We start from the raw sequence: 16776 nt of genomic DNA, 5'->3' as shown, positions 1-16776 counted from the left end.
CTGGACAAGTACTTTGCCTCTGCCGTCTTACTTGTGCTCCTCAGCAGCTTCGTCTTTGACTTGAAGCGGCAGAAGAGGGGGTGTGCCTGTCCGACTGGGTCTGGCAGCGCAAGAACAAGCCACAACTTGGCCATGACCGATCCGGGTTTCCATGTCAGCTGGCAATCTGTGTTGACCAAGCCCGAATGTCCTTCGCGGTGAACCGAACCTGGGGCAAAGCAGCGCGGAGCCTTTCGGTCAGCTCCGCCTCGACAGCGAAGAGCGGCATGCCGCCAGCGGCCGTCGAGGTCTCCTTGATAACCGCTTCAACACGGCTCAGCAGAGAGTCCAGAATTTCATTTGGGTCCGGAATTCTCGGTGAGCCGCAGGCCCCCTCAGCCAAAGGATCTCCTTGCCTGCGATAGTGCAGTGAGCCCGCGGCGCGGACGGGCGTTTTCAGCCATGGAGGCGTTGCCTCCGCAGTCGAGCTAAAGAATCGTGCGGGCAGACAGGCGTTGCCGCAAAAGGCGGTTCGGGAACGGTCCCAGGGTTGATTTTCATGATTCAGGGACCTGGCCGAATCGCCGCTGCCCGGAAATCATTTGACAGGATTCCTGAGTGGTTCCATAGGGAACCTTCTTGGTCCGGGCCACTGTGAAGGATCCTGATCCAAGGCCTGTGACCAGGATCCCGTGCTGACCATCTTTCATCGCTTGTTGATGGGCGATGTCGACGGCGGCGCTTATGTCCTCCTGGATCGACTGTGGGTTGTCTCCCTTGACGACATAGGTGCCCACCGCCTGGGCGGTGGTGAACATTTTTATTCTCCTGCTTCTAGAGTATGGAATTTTTCGCTGTTGATGCCAGTGAAGGTGATGTCATGGAAAGGGGTGCCTTCTGAGCCGGGCTTCTTCGCTAGGGGCCGTAGAGATGGTCGTGTGCCAGTTATTCAAGCGTCGACGCGATTCCTTGGACGGGTCATTACAACCTGACGCCGTTAGCTCCTACACCTGCGGCTCTCTTCCTCCAGAGGAACGGGCGGCGCTGCCGTTTCCGGAGGCAATTACTGCCGCTCCTGAGCAAGGAACAGTGCCAGAATCCAGCGACAATGACGGAACCCGGAATAGAAAAGCTATGACATGAAGCTTCTGATGGTCCCTTCCATGGCGTCGTCGCCATCCTCGGAGCGCTTGGGGCATGAGGTGCCCACACACTGCGTGGTCCTCAGGAATGCGCGGCCCAACGGCGAGATGTGGCGAAGAGGGACTCTGGCAACCCTGGATGGGCATTGGGCCGCCAGGACAACGGACAAACGGGCCACAGAAGGCAAACCCCGCGCCCAGAACGGCGGTCCTCGACCTCGCTGACTCCGGTCCTGCGGAGGCTGTTGGTCTGCTCATACTCATTGGATACCCGCTGCCTGTTCTGGCTGACTAGATTCGACATGTAGCTCTTTGAGTCTCCTAGGCCGCCGTCGTGCCGCATAACCCCGGGGTGCCCAAAAATCGCCCGGATTGAATCCCGCAGGACAACTCCCGGATCGGTGATGCAGGTCCCGCGCCTTGCTGGCGGAGCTTGACGTCTCAGCGCGAGCGTGCAGATCGCAGACGCCAGGCACGCGTGGCAACGTGCAGGTTGAGCCGGGTCTCGGGGTCACCAAGTTCAAATCCGGTGATCTGGCGGATGGACTTCAGCCGGTATCGCAGCGTGCTCCGGTGAATGGCAAGGCTGTCCGCCGTATCGTCGTAGTTGCCGCCATGATCCAGGAATTGCGCCAAAGTGTGCACCAGATCAGATCCCCGTCGGGCATCATTACTCTGCAATGCACCCAGCCACTCCTCGATGTAGCCGGAGAGGTCTGTTTCGCTGCCGGGCATGTCAAGGATTCGGTAGATCCCCAGCTGGTCGTAACGCGTGAGCCCGTAGGGGGCGGTGGAATGAACCCGGACGTGCAGTGCACGCAGGGCTTCTGCGTAAGAGCGGGGGATCTGTGTGGCATCCCGGCTCGGCCCCCCGATGCCCACGGCTCCGGTGGCGCTTCGCAAAGTCCTTGCCGCAATGGTAAACAGCTCTGTGTCGAGCGGCTCTCCCGCAACGACGGCAAGTGCTATGTCCGAACGTCGTGAGACGAGGGCCGGGATCTGGAGTTCGCGCAGAGTCCTGCGCAAGGCGACCACCACAGTATCGTCCGTTCTTGGCGGTTGCCACTGAGCGACAATGACGTGGTGCGAGCCCTTGATGTCGTATCCCAATGCCTCGGCACGTACGGCTGCGGACTCTTCATCCATTCCGGACACCAGTTCATACACCAAGTCGCGGCCCAGCTTCAGTTCCAGCTGGGCAATGCTGCGGCGGTGCGACAACTCGACCTGCAAGAGCCGCGTTGCGTACTGCAGGGCGAAGACGTCGTCGGCCGTATAAGGCACCCCGTTCTCCAGCAAGCACATTGCCCCCAGCACGTCCCTGTCCGGCAAAACCAGCGCCACGAGCCCCTGGGGTTCCTGGACAGGCAAGCCGGAGGCAAGCCAGAGTTGCGCCGTCCGCGCCCGCTCGGCAGTGCTGGGCCGGGGATACGGGCGCTCGAATCTGGTCCCGGCCGTCGCGCTGATATTGCCGAACCCGTCTTCGATGCAGACCGGACGCCCCGTCACCACCGACAGCACTTCCGCCAAGAGGGAGTTCCGCGACGTCATTTGTCCGAGAGGAGCGGTCAGGGTGCCATCCAGGGCGTTCTGGATCGATAGCCGGGTTTCGAGACGCATTACCGTTGCCGAGAGAATAGCCACCCGGTTGGTAATATCAAGGGCATCGGAGGGCAGACCCGGGTGCTCCGGCGGCTGCGTTCCTGCCGTTTCCTCAGCCGGGCCGGGGAATGCTGTGCGGGCCGATGCACGTAACCGGACCATCTGCGCCGGACTGGGAACGGCGCCGGCATGCAGGACGAGGCATCCGTTCAGTTCTCCGCTGTCACCAAAGACAGAGAGCGCGTAACGCCAGGCTGGGCCCGTGGCTGACGGGGACCCATCCGTGTCCTGGAGCTGGTGGACATCATGGTCCGGCATCGTCGGTGCCCGGTTAAGGCTCGGAACCAGATGGCCGTCCACCACGAGATAGGCAGCTGCGATAAAGCAGAATTCCAGTGTGGAAACAGAGCGTGCGGCCTTGCCGAGGATATCCTCGGCCCTTCTTCGATCGAACATTCAGTTGACCCGTCGTCTCTGTGCGCAGCTAAGGACCTGTCCATGGCGGGATGTGTGGCAACAGTCCCCAGAACGATCCCGGCGTCTTCGACACTACGCCTGTGAGACCTATTCTGGTAGGTCAGTTTCCTGGAGCAGATTTGGACCCGGGAGGTTATGACGCCGTTTCCCTCCGGGGGGCAGACTCGACCTATAAGGCCCAGGAGTAGAAGCGCCCTGCATGTATGGGGGTACCATACGTGTATGGATGATGTGATCACGCGGCTATCGGCAGAGGCCAGGGCTTTGGCTGCGGAGTCGGAGGTTGCCCGGCAGCGGATGCTGGTCCTGGCCCGTGGCCGGCAGGAGTGCATTCTGGGTCTTCACGCCTCGGGTCTGTCGGTGCGGGGAATCGCCGAGCGGTTGGGAAGCAGTGCTTCGGTGATCCAGGACGCGATCCGCACCGCCAAGGGACGGCATCCGCAAGCGCGGCGTGAGGAGCGGTTCCCGTTTGAACTGCATGTCATGCTGGGGATGAGGTTGCGGGAGAATCCGTCGCGGCTGCGGAGCCTCGCGCGGGAGAATCTTGAACGTCTGCGTCGCACTCCGCGGGCGGCTGTCGCAGAGCGGTGGCTGGACCGGTGGGAAGAACTTCTTCGCTTGCCTGATGACGAGTTGGAGAAGGCGATGCTGGCCGATGACGAGGAGGGAAGGGACCTGCGCCAGATCAGCCCCTTTGCCGGGGCACTAAGCCCCGAGGACAGGCTGGTTGCGATGAAGAAGGCGCAGTTACTTGCGAAGGGATGAACTCGAGCACGCAGTGCCGCGACGCAGATTATCAAAGATGACCAGGTCATCATCATCGGCAGCCAGTCGATCCTCGGTTCCTACACTGAGGATCAGCTGCCCGCCGAAGCCACGATGTCCCCGGAGATTGACATCGCCCCGATGCGTGATGCGGACGCCGATGCCCTGAGTGATCAGCTCAGCTTCGACGTGGGGGAGTGGTCGGAGTTCCATGCAACCTACGGCTTCTACATCGAAGGGGTCGGCAAAAGAACCGCGATTCTGCCTCCCGACTGGGAATACCGCCTGGTCGGAGTGCGCAGCGAAGCCAGCAACGGAACGCCATTGCCTGGGCAGCCGCCCTGGCGAGCGGAAAATAGGGGCATATCTGACGCGTCAAGCGGAGCATCGCGTAAGAATAATGTCCAGAATCGATTTACTGACATGTGTTGGGGATCATCCTAGATCTCATGCTGACAGCCCGCAGCCAAGGCAAGCGCGGTCCTTCGGCTCGAGAACGGTCGAAACAGGCCAAGGCATCAGGAATTGATGACACGCACTCGGGACAAACAGTGCGTTGTCACCTGTTACGACTCTGCCGGCACAGGGCGGCAGACCCAACAACCGGGCACGCGGCGAGTCTTCCCATGTCGGACGGCTCCGACGTCAGGTTGGGGTGTACTTCTGGCCAAGGGTCAGAATCGGTCAGTTATTCCGTGTGCGGGGTGTCGTCGCTTTCCGCTTAGATCACTGCGTCGGCTGGCCAGCCTTAGCAGTGTCTGCCGCTGCTTGTTCAAGCTGTTCGCGGGTGTCGCCCAGTATGTCAGTGAGCAGTTGCTTTGCCACCGCGAGCAGCTCTGCGACTTGGGGGTAGGTCAGGGAATAGAACATCTGGAGTGCCCGGCGTTCGCCCTTGATCAGGTGGTAACGGCGCAGCACGGCCAGGTGCTGGGACAAATGTGAGGCTTCCAGCCCGGTCGCGGCGAGCATGTCGATCACCGGCACCTCCGGGGCGGCACTCAACAATTCCAGCACCCTGATCCGCACCGGATGCGCCAGACCTTTGAACAGGTTGGCCTTTACTTCATACAGCGGTGCACGGAAATCGGAGAACTCTTCCACGTCTGCCTCTCGGCTCTACAAGAACCTTGCTTGACTATTTTATAATTCCATCATCCAATGAATCAGGATGTGGACGGATTCCCTTAGGGTCTCCCGGACTCCCCCTGCAGGCAAGGCTCCGGAACAAGGAAGGTAGTGTGCGTTTCCGATGTTTGCCAAGCCCGTACTGCCTGCTCCATTGATCCTAGCGGCCAAGGTGTTGGTCTCCGGTTCAGGGTTGCAGGTCACCTTTGATCTGCTCCAAGCCCCGCGAAGCGAGGGCGTCTATGTCGTTGGCCTGCGTGCCGGTGACGAGGGGCGGCACCCCATCCGTCATCTAACGGTCAGCCTCGACAGAGTCGGGCTCAGGGGAATGGCCACTTATGACTTCCTGACAGGAACGCGGACAGTCCATCCCCTTTCAGGGGCTTGTTATTCGGGGACCACGGTCATAGCATGCTTCCCGCAGGCCTCCCTGGTGGGTCTGGGCGCGCAGCCCGGCATCACTGCCTTCAGCTCCCTGAACGGCCATGCGCTGCAGACAGATCTCCCGGTGGATACGCCCTGCGGTCACTTCCCGTGCCCTGTCGGTGCAACACACAAGACCGGTAATGCCCTTCGGGCCGTTGAGGCGGCCGCAGCGCTGAACGCAGGATCGGGTTTCGATCAGGAACACTCTGCACCGGCTCTGCAGTCTGCCGTGGCCCACGCGGTATTGCAGGGCCTGCCGATCGCCGATGTAGCTGCCGCGGCTCACATGACTCCACTGGAGGTCCTTGACGCCACCGATGCAGCCGGCCACCACGGCCCGTACGCCAAAGAGGGCGAAGACATGCGGACCTGTCCGTGTCCATGACCGCGTTCCCGGTCAACCGTGCGGGCGGAACCACCCACACCTGCCGCTCAGGCCGCGAAATTCTTCTGGAACCGTTGTTGTCATCCAACGACGGCGACACTCTGGCTCTCCTCGTTCTGAAAGAGGTCGGCCGCTTTGTTGGCGTGAACAGGCCCTCGAATGCGTTATGAACGCTATCCGGCGGTACAGATCCACAGGCTGCCCCAGGCCTTACGGATGTATATGGAAGGAGAACGCGCTGAATACGCATGAGGAAAGATTCTCTGCAGCCAAGGGGGAACAGCCACGGCTGGCGTGCCCGCCCCTTCGTAAAATCATCAGTGATTTCCGGGGGCCAGTGGTGACGGTGTCCAGCTTGTCGGATGAGGAATTAGCAGGGCTACTCGATGCCCTCTACCAAAACCTTGATACTCATACGCCGGAGCTGGCCGCACTTCTTTGGTACGAGATGGCCGTCGTGGAAAGCCGCCGCCGGGACGCGATGAGGAACTGAGCAAAACCAAAAATACGCTCAGGTCCAGATTGGACGCTCAGCGGATACGGGGACGGCAGGGATACGAGACGTCCCACCGATCAAAGCCTGCACCCCCGGACGGTCGTGGATGTCGCGAAAAATTACGCGGGACTTCGGCCATCTGGAGTTCGCCGAAAGGACGCCCTGGCTCAATACGTGTGCTTGGCTGACGCTGACGTGCCTGATCCTGGCCGTTCGTCGACCTGAACGAAGGGAACAGGCGATAGCAACGGCACCAACACTCGGCCGCGGCGCAGGCCGGTCTGGCCGCTGGTCGCCCGGTCCTGCATCGCCGCCCAGAAAGCCGACTCGGCGCGCGGGGGTTCGCACAAGGCCTTGGAACGAAAAATGTATACGTATGCCGACCTACCGTTTGTTGCATCTGGTCCGGGCCACGATCGATTCCGGCGCAGGTTCTCCACGCGGAGGCGCGTACGACCTTCCGCGGAGAATGTGTCGGTGACGGTCGAAAAGTGAGCCATTTCGCGGGCTGAAAACTGAGCCACCCGTTCCAAACGATTGGGTGGGTGATCACAGTGGAGGATTGGGCGCTTATTCGGCGGTTGCATCTTGCCGAGGGTGAGTCGATGAGATCGATAGCCGCGCGGCTGGGGATCTCCAGGAATACGGTCGCGAAAGCTGTCAGTTCTGACGGTCCGCCGGCGTACGTCCGTGCGCCGCGGAACTCCGGGATCAAAGCTGTGGAACCGGCAATTCGTGCGCTGCTGCTGGAGAACCCGCGGATGCCGGCGACAGTATTGGCTGAGCGGGTTGGCTGGTCCGGATCGGCAGCCTGGTTCCGGGAGAACGTGGCCAGGATCCGGCCGGAATATGCCCCAGCTGATCCTGCAGACCGGGTTAGCTACGAGCCCGGGGACCAGGCGCAGTGCGACCTGTGGTTCCCTGAGGTCCGGATACCCGTTGGCGCCGGCAAAGCCAGGGTGCTGCCGGTACTGGTGATGGTCTCCTCCCATTCGAGGTTCATCATGGCCCGGATGATCCCGTCCCGGATGACCGGGGACCTGCTGGCCGGAATGTGGGAACTGCTCGGTGGATTGGGGGCTGTTCCGCGGCGGCTGATCTGGGACAACGAAACGGGCATCGGCCGCCGGAACAGTTACGCTGCCGACGTTTCCGCGTTCGCCGGTGTCCTGGCCACCCGGGTCGTGCAGGTCAAACCCTACGACCCGGAAACCAAGGGCGTGGTCGAACGGGCCAACCAGTTCCTGGAGACGTCCTTCCTGCCGGGCCGAATCTTCACCTCGCCGGAAGACTTCAACAACCAGCTCGGCCAGTGGCTGCCGAGGGCCAACACCCGGCTCGTCAGGCGGACCGGCGCCCGGCCCACGGAGCTGCTCGCAGCGGACAAAGCAGCCATGCTGGCGCTGCCGCCGGTTCCACCGGTGACGGGATTCGTCGCGAGGGTCCGGCTGCCGAGGGACTACTACGTCAGGATGGGATCAAATGATTACTCCGTTCACCCGCAGGCCATCGGCCGGTTCGTCGACGTCACCGCGGACCTGACGACCGTCATGATCAGCCTGGACGGCAGATCCGTCGGCACCCACCCTCGGTCGTGGGGCTCCGGCCTGACCATCACCGACCCGGCCCACGTCCAGGCGGCAAGGGCGCTGCGGAACGCCTTCCAAACCCCACCGCCCGTGGGCGAAACAACCGGGCTGCGGGACTTGGCGGACTACGACCGCGCCTTCGGTGTGGTCCTCGATGACGGGCAGGTCGCCTGATGGCCAACGTCAAAGAAACGACTGGCCAGATCGAGTACTACTCCCGGGCGATGAAGGCACCCCGGATCCGGGAAGCAGCAACCTGGCTCGCGGACCAGGCCCGTGCAGGAGGCTGGAGCCATGAGGAATACCTTGCCGCTGTCCTGTCCCGGGAAGTCGCAGCCAGAGAAGCCTCCGGCGCCGAGCTCAGGGCCCGGGCAGCTGGTTTCCCGGCCCGGAAATCACTCGAGGACTTCAACTTCGATCACCAACCCGGCCTCAAACGCGACACCATCGCGCACCTGGCCACGGGCGCGTTCCTCACCGAAGCGTCCAACATCGTCCTGCTCGGACCGCCCGGCACCGGCAAAACACACCTCGCCACCGGGCTGGGCTTACGAGCCACCCAGCTCGGTCACCGCGTCCTGTTCGCCACCGCCATCGACTGGGTCGCCCGGCTCCAGGCAGCCCACCAGAACGGCCGGCTGCCCCAAGAACTGGTCAGGCTACGCCGCTACGGACTGATCATCGTCGACGAAGTCGGCTACATCCCGTTCGAGCAGGACGCCGCGAACCTGTTCTTCCAACTGGTCTCATCGCGCTACGAACACGCCTCGCTGATCCTGACCTCAAATCTGCCCTTCGCCCGCTGGGGCGACGTCTTCGGCGACCAGGTCGTCGCGTCAGCCATGATCGACCGCATCGTCCACCACGCCGAAGTCATCACCCTCAAGGGCTCCAGCTACCGGCTCAAACACACTCAGATCGACTCGCTGCCCTCGACAAGACCGGAAAATACGGCAGAATAACCAGCGTCAAAGTGGCTCAGTTTTCAGCCCGCGAAATGGCTCAGTTTTCGACCATCGCTGACAGAATGGAGTGCCAAAGATGACAGCCCGGAGCGGCAGCATATTCCCTCGTCTAATGACGCCATGAACGAAAGCCGGTAATTGAACGGTGCGCTGACACTGGCCCCGGAGGCCCTGGTCCCCACAGTCAATGAAGGCAACATCGGGGCAACATCGGGCGGAAGAGCGGGCGCGGCTTCCTCGACATCGACCCCCTTTGAGAAGGATGCCCTCCTCAGCTACCGGGACAACGACTACGCCCGCCTGGCCCAGCAGCGCCGCGCGGAACTCGACACAGCGGCCGGGCCTGTAAAGCTCGCCACGAACGCCTCGAGGTTACGAACAGCAAGTGCAGGCACCGGCAGGTTACTGGTTCCTTTAAAGGCCGCGGGATACACGCATGCCTCGGCCATTTACTGCATAATCGCGGATTTGAGCTGAAGCTTTTTCCATACCGGACCATGCGGGTACGAGTATGCTTCCAGCGAGTGGCTGTGTAGTTCGGTGCTTCCGCCAGGCGCTGTCAGGGGCCAGTAGTGGCCGCCGTGGACTAGTCCCTGCGGTACATTTGGGCAGTCAGGAAGGGGCCAACCAGTAACGCAAGATCCAGGCGGAAGCGCAACGTCCTCGTCATTCGTGAACCCGAAGCTATTATCGCCGCCAAGCCCAGTTGGGCGGAACGGAACTGCCGATAAGCCGTGGATCCACCCGCCCTCGCGTTCTTCAGGGGACCGTGGAGTAGCGACGGGCAGGCCAGCACCCGGAGTGGAAATTCAGTAGTCGTCCCACTTTTCAGGGTGCTGGAGTGCCAGGATGCCTGCCGCCACTTTGAAGTGTGGAAGACTTTTACAGGGCTGATTCGAAGCTGGCACTGTTTGCATTTTCGCGGAAGGTCCGGTCAACGCGGCGCGGCCAGGTAGCCTTCCTCTGACCGGGCCAGCGAATGCGGATGATCCGATGGCCTGGGATCGGAGGCGCGTTTGTCCTGCTGTCGGGAGGATCATTCACCCTTTGGGCGATGCCTTAGTCCCCTGCTGGTCTCCCACCTGAAAGAGTTTCACTGCGGCCTTACATTGAGGAGAACTAAAAACGTGGGCCCTATCAAGAGCATTTGGGCGATGGTTCAGGGTGATCCTGTTTTTATGCGGAGGGTCAATGGCTGGTTGGCCGTTTTCTGGATCGCGATGATTCCTTTCTCGTTGATGATGGGCTGGCTGGAGTCGGTGGTGTATGTTTCCGCGCTGTCGCTGTGGGCTCTGGTTTCGGGGCATTGGTCCGCGTGGCAGGCCGCCAGGGTGGAAGTGGCCCAGCTGGAAGATGCACGGAAACGTGAAAAGGAAGATCTGGTCGCCGATGTCGTAGCGGCCCTGTTGGCCAAGACCAATGTGGAGCCTGCGACGGGTTCCCGCTCCCGGGCCGAGGTGCCGCCTGAGACAGTTGTCCCGGCCTGGCAGGAGGATGGAAGCAAAGCCACACCCAGGACGTGACGGGCAGCGCGGGCCGGCGGCATCACATCACGTGACCGAATACCACGGTGATACGGCTGACGCCATGGGCGGGGACATTGCGTCCCGCCCATGGCGTCACCCGATGGGGCGCTGGGAGCCCCGAACGTCATTCTAGCGGTGGGTTTCGTCGACCCCGTCGGTGTCGATGTGTTCCTTGCGGACTTCCTCATCGACGGTGACATCCTCGGTCACGGTGTCTTTGTCGAGGCGGACGCGTTCGACGGGCACGGTTTCTTTCTGCACGACCGGGCGTTCCTCATGAAGAACGATCTCGTGCTCTTCTTCACTGATGTCGGCCCCGGTCATGGCCTCGTCCCGGTTGGCGTCGGTGATCGGTTCGCGTTCGACCCGGACTTCTTCGCGCAGGACCGGGACGGTCCTGGTGACGTTCTCCGTGGTGACGTACTTACGCAGCCGCACCCGGCCGGTCGCCTGCTTCTCGGTGCCGACCTTCAGGCGTTCTTCGGACCGGGTCATGGCATCGTCGGTGGTCGGACCGGAGGTGTTATGGCCCACGGTGCCGGCAGCGTCGTCGTTCCCCGAGTGGCCGGTCCCCGTGGCGGCGATACCGGCTTCACGTCCGGTGGTCTCTGTCCGGGTGTGGTTGCTCTCAGCGAGCTGGTAGTGGGTGTAGAGGCGGTCTTCCTCTTCCGGTTCCAGATGCCCGTCTGCGTCGACCCGGGGCGCGTCCTTGACCAGGTCCTTGCTGTAGGGGACGACGAGGTCGTGACCCTGGACCGTTGCCCCTTCCAGGGGAACGAAGGATTCCGACGTCCCGAACAGCCCCGTCTTGACAGTGACCCAGTCGGGCTGGCCGGTCTCGTCGTCGGCGTAGACCTGGCCGATGGAGCCGATCTTGGCTCCGTCCTGCGACAGGACGTCCCCGCCGTTGCTGAGCAGGGCTTCGATGTTTTCGTTGGTCAACATGGTGCCTCCTTGTTTTTCGTGGTGTTCAAAATTTTTCCGCCGCCCACCGCGGGCGGGGCTTGTCCTTGCCGGCCGGTCTCTAGACGCGGTGGGCGCCGGACTGGTTCGAATCATCGGCCGGAAGGTACTGGCTGGCGGCGTCCTTGATTTGCTCCGTGGCCGGGGGCGCAGACTGTGCCTGGGCACGAATCTTCGGAGCCTCCGCCTCGGCCCGGTTCAGGTACTGTTCCCACCGCTCGGACATCGGCTTGATGAGTCCGCCGCCCACACCGACGACAACGACGCCCACAATGGCTGCCAGGACGGCGATCAGGATCGGCGTGGTAACGGTGGTGGCGATGTCCACCTGATTCAGCGCGGCGATGATGCCGATGCCCAGGATGAAGATGCTGGCGATATTGGCTAGGGTATTGCCGTAGGACAGGCCCCCGAGGGATCCCTGGATGAGGGTCTTCACCGCGGCGGCGATCGCCGCGCTGATGACCACGATGATGATGGCTACCACAATCTTGGGCAGGAAGGCGATGATTGCTGCAAGAAGCGTGCTGACCGGGTTCGGTCCGAACACTCCGAATGCGAACTGGAGCACAAACAACACCAGGGCGTAGTAGACGATCTTGGAGACAATGTCGCTGGCGTCGAGCGAGGAATTGGCCAACGCCTTCTTGATGCCTCCCCGTTCAACCGCGCGATCGAAACCCACCCGGTGCAGCAGCTTGGACAGCGCCTTGGAGATCGCCCGGGCGATCAACAAACCCACAATCAAAATGACCAGGAACAGCAGGAGCTGTGGAATGAACGTCGCCACCACTGTCAGCCCGGCTTTTAGCGAGTCGAGAATGTCCAACTGTTAACCTTTCGAATAAGTTCACGGGAACCGCTCCCGCCGACGCCGGGCCGTCTGGGGCGCACCGTCAACATAAAGTAAGCATGCTTACCGTCCGCTTGGCAAGCATGCGTACTACTTTTTTGATCCGTCACCGCGTCTCCCCACCCGGATGATGTCCAGGCCGGGGGCGGCCACGCGCCTGGAAATCCAATGGATCATCCGCGTCAGCGCCCTTAAGTGACCCCGGGGGGTTCGCTGGGCGGTGGTCACAATCCGCAAAATCAAGCGATGTGACTAAAATCACGCGTTTGGGTGCGTGCGGTTCGGCCGGGTTCGCGCATCCTTCCTTGTGGAGTGTTTTCGATGAGCCTAGGCCAGGGAGAGGGTGGGTTTTACGATGAGTGCCGACGCCGGTTCAGATGTGGGCCTGGGTGGTACCCCGGAGGTGGGTGGGACAACGGAGATCGCCGATTCGGTGGTCGCTAAGATTGCCGGCATCGCTGCCCGTCGTGTTGCGGGGGTTCATGCTTTGGGTAGCAGTGCGGCGCGCGCCATTGCTTCGTTGCGGGACGCTATCGGCCAGTCTGATGATTCCCAGGGCATTAAAGTTTCACTGGACGGGACCGAGGCCACGGTGCAGGTTGTCCTGACGGCCGAGTACGCCTTTCCGCTCCACGAGGTCGCCGCAGCTGTCCGGGAAGCGGTTCACGCCGCCCTGCGTGACTGGGCCCGCCTCACGGTTACGGACGTCAATGTCCAGATCACCGACGTCTTCGCCGGAGCCGACGACGAAACCGAAGCACCCGAGGCCGGAGCCGGGGACAGAACGGAACAATGAACATCCTGGATCTCACGGCACCGGCAAGAGACCCCCTGCCCGGGAGCCTCACTGCCGCGCAGCCGGGTGTTGCCCGCCTGACCTGCCTGGTCGCAGCCGAAATCCTCCGGCTGGAAGCCCGAATGGTGCGCATCGAGGTCGCTCTTGAGGAAGGATGCCTCCAGGTTGACATCTTTCCCCGGAAGTCCGGGTCGAGCACCCCCGGTAATGCGGCAGGGCGAATTGGTGCGGAAGTTGCGCGCTTGACCGGCTGTGATGCCGTTGCCGTTGATCTGCGGGCAGAGTCCCCGAGCTGGTTTGAGTAGCAGACTTTCATGAATTTTTTCCGACGCACTGCTGCTTCGCTGCAGTCCTCCACTGACGCGCTGTTGGCCGAGCGGGCCGCGGATGGTGATATTGACGCGTTCGAGGCCCTCGCCCGGCGCCATAGCCCCGCCATGCAGGCCCAGGCGCGGCGCTTGACGATGTCCGCGTCGGATGCTGACGACGCAGTGCAGGACGCGCTCCTGCGCGCCTGGTCAGGGATCGCGGACCTGCGCGAACCTGCAGCGGTCAGAGGGTGGATGATGCGGATCACCGCCAACAGTGCATTAGCACTGATCCGGCGCAGAGGCCCCTCCACAGCGAACGAGGACGAATTGGCGCTGCACCCTGACCCCGGACCCGGGCCGGAGGCCGCGTCAATTTCAGGATCAGCCTTGACCCACCTGGGTCAGGCGCTCTCGAAGCTGCCCGAACCCCAGCGTCAATGCTGGGTGATGCGCGAGATGGGCGGGCTGCCCTACGAAGAAATCGCGAAGCTCCTTGACATCAGCGAAACCAGCGTCCGTGGACGCATCACCCGGGCGCGCGCGACACTGGTAAAGGAAATGGAGGCATGGCGATGACAGAACCAACGCCCGGCCACGACGACTGCGGACGCACCTTGGAACAACTCAGCGACTACCTGCAAACCGGGGTATCGGACGATACGGACCACATCGAACACTGCCCCCAATGCCAGGCAGGTCTTGCGGCGCTGCGCCGCCTTGACACCCTGACCAGGGAGCTCATCGACGATGACGTCAAACGCGCCAACCCCGCCGACGAGCCGTGGTTCCGAAGCATCCTGGACAACCTGCGCCTCGAAACCCGGACCGGACGGACACTGCCCCTTGCGGCGGACCACCCCGGTGACACGCTCTCCGAAACCGAAGGCTCCGTCATCGCCCTTGTCCGATCCGCCGGGGACGCCGTTCCGGGATCAACCATCGGACGCTGCCGGATCGACGGGGACCTGACCATACCCGCAGCGCCAGTCCGACTGAACCTGAACGTCACAGCCATCTGGGGAACACCCCTGTATGGGCTGGCGTACCAGCTCCGCAAGGCCATCGCCGAAGCGTTGGCCACCCACACCGAGCTCAACGTCACCTCAATCAACATCACCGTGACCGACCTTGCGACGGAGCAGCCATGAACGACCAGACAGGCATTGGACAAACCATTCGCCAGGCGGTTCTCTCGACCGATGGTGTGGAGCGGCTTTACCCCGTCGATTCCACCTGGAAAGCTGCCCTCAAGGGCGGCATCGCGCTGGCCACCGGCCAGGGAACCACTCCCCAGGAAGTCGACCTGCAGATCCGGGCGCAAGGACCCACCGTTCGCCTCCGTATCGGAGTCACGGGCACCGTCCCGGCACCGGCGGTCGCACGCAACGTATCCACCGTTGTGCGACGGCATCTCCTTGATGCCTTCCCCGGCCAGGAACCTCAACTGACAGTACAGATCTGCTCCATCGGAACCGGCAGCCAGCAGCCCGAAGCCGCAATGTGATGCACATCACTCCCAAAAGTGCGTGCGGTCCCGTCCCATTCCGGGTCTTACCTATGGAACGTCCATCAAGGGACGGGAGGCAAGGGCGCACAACGTGCCCTGAGACGAAGGAACCGCCGTGGACAAAGAGCTCGAGTTGAAAGTTTTCCTCGCGGCCGGCCGGCTCGAAACGCTGGAACTGGAACGCGACCAAGCCGAGTTCGAACTCCTCGACACGCTCCGCGAAGCCATCGTCGCGGGGCTGTCACTTGAAGCAGCAGCCCGCGCGGCGAACATGACACCTGCCCAACTGCAGCTTCGGCTGACCCCGGCAACCTCAACAGCCTGGTCTTTCCCGGACCTGTCAGGTGTAAATTCAGGGGAAGTTCCCCACTGGGTCACATCGTCGTGACGGGAGCGCTGGTGGGTTTCCTGGCCACTTTGCTCGTCGCTGTGGCTGAAGCGTTCTTTCTCATTCTTGCCGCAGGTAGTGGGTTGCTGGTCATGGGCCTGCTTTCCGGGGCAGCAGCGTTATCGCGCCTCATCTCAGGAGACCCCCGACGATTAGCCGGCCCCGGAACGTGAGCGTCCGGGCCCATATTTCCCGCGGCTTGGAGGCACTCGTCAGGTCGCACGGGCGCGGAGAGCATCTGCCCGCTTGCCGGCCCATTCAGCACCCGGTGCTTCGGCAGCACCCCCAGCACCCCCCTTATCCCGGCATATCCCGTGGAGCGTGCACCGTGACTCAGGACGAGAAGTACCCCTGGCCGCTGTTCGACGGCACCGTACTGGCCAGGCTGCTGGAGGACCTGGACGACAACGAGGGCCTCTGGGCCGTCTTCATCAGAAATTTCGTGACTCAGCTGCCCTTACGAATGAAGGCACTCACACTATCCCTGACCACCGGAGACATGGACGGAGCAATCAATTCGGCCCTGAGCCTGCGGACCTCCTGCCAGATGGTCGGCGCGGAGCGCCTCGCAGGACTTACCCTCAGGATCGAAGACGAACTCCGCGCACTTCCGGACAAGACAGGCCCCTCCCCGGCCCTGCCACACCTGGCTGCAACCCACCTCGCCCCCTTGAAAGCATGCGCCGAACAAACCCACCGCGTCCTGCAGGACTACCTCTCCCAACACCCCTAAGCCATGACAACCCAGACACCCGCACCCACTAACCGGCCGGGTCATTGGCTCACGGGACCTCCACGCGCCAGCCCATCCCCACCCGACAGCACCGCCGTGAACCCACGAAGGCGGGCCCCTCCAGAACTCCTACGACCACCAAGCCGAACACCGATCATGGATACTTCTTGTGAGATCCCAGACCCGGCACCCAAAACCCCGTTGACACTCCATGAAAGAGCAAGCCCGATGCCCCGCACTCACTTCAACACCTTCATAACCGAAGCAATCGACGAAGACGCCCCCACAGAGAAAGGGCTGCGACCTGATGAGCTCTACGGCCTCTACACCAGCTGGTGCCTGCTGAACAAAACCCCATCACTCCCTGACGAGGCCCTCTGGGAATACCTAAAGTCCCGCGGGATTAACCCCGAAGACAATCACCTAGGGATGAAAGGACCCGCAGCAGGCGACTACATCCTCGCCAGCGTCCCCAGCCTCACCTGACCAAAGCCGACCGGGAAAACGCAACACCGCACGGGCGCGATTACAGCACTGGCGTTGAGAAACGCTGATGCCGGTAACCTTGCGACCAGGCACGCCCCGCTGTCCTGATCGCATTCATCGGCACAGGAAGCGAAAAAATTGAAGGAGCAGACTCTTGGCAGACGTTCAATTGGCAGACGTTCAAACAGAAAGTGCCCCGATCACTGAGGGGCAAAGGGTTGAAGCGCTGACAGAACATGGGTTGGTCATTACCGGTACGGTA

Annotated in this window: 19 protein-coding genes; 13 read left to right on the top strand and 6 right to left on the bottom strand. The window is 62.2% G+C overall.

What is annotated here, in order from left to right; translation table 11 throughout:
- Positions 1–154: 154 nt before the first annotated feature.
- The 3 genes from ACETK3_RS13620 to ACETK3_RS13610 all read right to left on the bottom strand — a co-directional run bounded on the left by ACETK3_RS13620 (position 155) and on the right by ACETK3_RS13610 (position 3179).
- On the bottom strand, positions 155–382 hold the full coding sequence (locus ACETK3_RS13620; RefSeq protein WP_237429543.1) for a hypothetical protein: 228 nt from the start codon (positions 380–382) through the stop codon (positions 155–157).
- A gap of 154 nt (positions 383–536) precedes the next feature.
- Positions 537–797: a hypothetical protein gene (locus ACETK3_RS13615; protein ID WP_237429542.1), complete on the bottom strand. Its 261-nt coding sequence runs from the start codon at positions 795–797 to the stop codon at positions 537–539.
- Positions 798–1562: 765 nt separating this feature from the next.
- The gene (locus tag ACETK3_RS13610) at positions 1563–3179 is read right to left on the bottom strand and encodes a CdaR family transcriptional regulator (protein ID WP_237429541.1); all 1617 of its coding nucleotides are present in this window, start codon (positions 3177–3179) and stop codon (positions 1563–1565) included.
- Between the two features lie 243 nt (positions 3180–3422).
- On the opposite strand from ACETK3_RS13610, the gene ACETK3_RS13605 reads away from it, so the two are divergent.
- Positions 3423–3965, top strand: a complete 543-nt coding sequence (locus ACETK3_RS13605) for a hypothetical protein (RefSeq protein WP_237429540.1) — start codon at positions 3423–3425, stop codon at positions 3963–3965.
- Between the two features lie 726 nt (positions 3966–4691).
- On the opposite strand, the gene ACETK3_RS13600 is transcribed toward ACETK3_RS13605, so the two are convergent.
- Complete coding sequence (locus ACETK3_RS13600; protein ID WP_237429539.1) at positions 4692–5066, bottom strand: metalloregulator ArsR/SmtB family transcription factor; 375 nt, start codon at positions 5064–5066, stop codon at positions 4692–4694.
- A 1876-nt stretch (positions 5067–6942) separates the two neighbouring features.
- On the opposite strand from ACETK3_RS13600, the gene istA reads away from it, so the two are divergent.
- The 4 genes from istA (at position 6943) to ACETK3_RS13580 (ending at position 10474) form a co-directional block, all read left to right on the top strand.
- A complete protein-coding gene (gene istA, locus ACETK3_RS13595; RefSeq protein ID WP_373993048.1) occupies positions 6943–8160 on the top strand; it encodes an IS21 family transposase in 1218 nt (405 codons plus the stop codon).
- On the top strand, positions 8160–8948 hold the full coding sequence (gene istB / locus ACETK3_RS13590; RefSeq protein ID WP_237429537.1) for an IS21-like element helper ATPase IstB: 789 nt from the start codon (positions 8160–8162) through the stop codon (positions 8946–8948). The genes istA and istB overlap by 1 nt, the downstream gene beginning before the upstream one ends.
- 141 nt (positions 8949–9089) lie before the next feature.
- Positions 9090–9428: a hypothetical protein gene (locus tag ACETK3_RS13585; protein WP_237429536.1), complete on the top strand. Its 339-nt coding sequence runs from the start codon at positions 9090–9092 to the stop codon at positions 9426–9428.
- A gap of 701 nt (positions 9429–10129) precedes the next feature.
- Positions 10130–10474: a hypothetical protein gene (locus ACETK3_RS13580; protein ID WP_237429535.1), complete on the top strand. Its 345-nt coding sequence runs from the start codon at positions 10130–10132 to the stop codon at positions 10472–10474.
- 132 nt (positions 10475–10606) lie between these two features.
- Here ACETK3_RS13580 and ACETK3_RS13575 read toward each other — a convergent pair whose 3' ends face one another.
- Positions 10607–11422 (bottom strand): YsnF/AvaK domain-containing protein, encoded by an 816-nt coding sequence (locus tag ACETK3_RS13575; protein WP_237429534.1) that lies wholly within the window; start codon positions 11420–11422, stop codon positions 10607–10609.
- 79 nt (positions 11423–11501) lie between these two features.
- Positions 11502–12269 carry a hypothetical protein gene (locus ACETK3_RS13570; protein ID WP_237429533.1) on the bottom strand — a complete coding sequence of 256 codons (768 nt, stop codon included), beginning with the start codon at positions 12267–12269 and terminating at the stop codon, positions 11502–11504.
- A gap of 379 nt (positions 12270–12648) precedes the next feature.
- Here ACETK3_RS13570 and ACETK3_RS13565 point away from each other — a divergent pair, with 379 nt between their 5' ends.
- The 8 genes from ACETK3_RS13565 to ACETK3_RS13530 all read left to right on the top strand — a co-directional run bounded on the left by ACETK3_RS13565 (position 12649) and on the right by ACETK3_RS13530 (position 16514).
- Positions 12649–13089 carry an Asp23/Gls24 family envelope stress response protein gene (locus ACETK3_RS13565; protein WP_237429532.1) on the top strand — a complete coding sequence of 147 codons (441 nt, stop codon included), beginning with the start codon at positions 12649–12651 and terminating at the stop codon, positions 13087–13089.
- Positions 13086–13394 (top strand): hypothetical protein, encoded by a 309-nt coding sequence (locus ACETK3_RS13560; RefSeq protein WP_237429531.1) that lies wholly within the window; start codon positions 13086–13088, stop codon positions 13392–13394. The genes ACETK3_RS13565 and ACETK3_RS13560 overlap by 4 nt, the downstream gene beginning before the upstream one ends.
- Positions 13395–13403: 9 nt before the next feature.
- Complete coding sequence (locus ACETK3_RS13555) at positions 13404–13976, top strand: RNA polymerase sigma factor (RefSeq protein WP_373993047.1); 573 nt, start codon at positions 13404–13406, stop codon at positions 13974–13976.
- Positions 13967–14548: an Asp23/Gls24 family envelope stress response protein gene (locus tag ACETK3_RS13550; RefSeq protein ID WP_237429529.1), complete on the top strand. Its 582-nt coding sequence runs from the start codon at positions 13967–13969 to the stop codon at positions 14546–14548. Before ACETK3_RS13555 ends, ACETK3_RS13550 begins: the two co-directional genes overlap by 10 nt.
- Positions 14545–14904: a hypothetical protein gene (locus tag ACETK3_RS13545; RefSeq protein WP_237429528.1), complete on the top strand. Its 360-nt coding sequence runs from the start codon at positions 14545–14547 to the stop codon at positions 14902–14904. Before ACETK3_RS13550 ends, ACETK3_RS13545 begins: the two co-directional genes overlap by 4 nt.
- A gap of 118 nt (positions 14905–15022) precedes the next feature.
- Positions 15023–15295, top strand: coding sequence for a hypothetical protein (locus ACETK3_RS13540; RefSeq protein WP_237429527.1), 273 nt, complete (start codon positions 15023–15025; stop codon positions 15293–15295).
- A 328-nt stretch (positions 15296–15623) separates the two neighbouring features.
- Positions 15624–16028 carry an Hpt domain-containing protein gene (locus ACETK3_RS13535; protein ID WP_237429526.1) on the top strand — a complete coding sequence of 135 codons (405 nt, stop codon included), beginning with the start codon at positions 15624–15626 and terminating at the stop codon, positions 16026–16028.
- Between the two features lie 228 nt (positions 16029–16256).
- Positions 16257–16514, top strand: a complete 258-nt coding sequence (locus tag ACETK3_RS13530; RefSeq protein WP_237429525.1) for a hypothetical protein — start codon at positions 16257–16259, stop codon at positions 16512–16514.
- Positions 16515–16776 lie beyond the last annotated feature (262 nt).

Origin of the sequence: Arthrobacter sp. E44 (assembly GCF_041877125.1) — a bacterium.
Taxonomy (GTDB): domain Bacteria; phylum Actinomycetota; class Actinomycetes; order Actinomycetales; family Micrococcaceae; genus Arthrobacter.
Note: the sequence above shows the minus strand (reverse complement) of the source record. Positions and strands in the feature narration are given on the sequence as shown.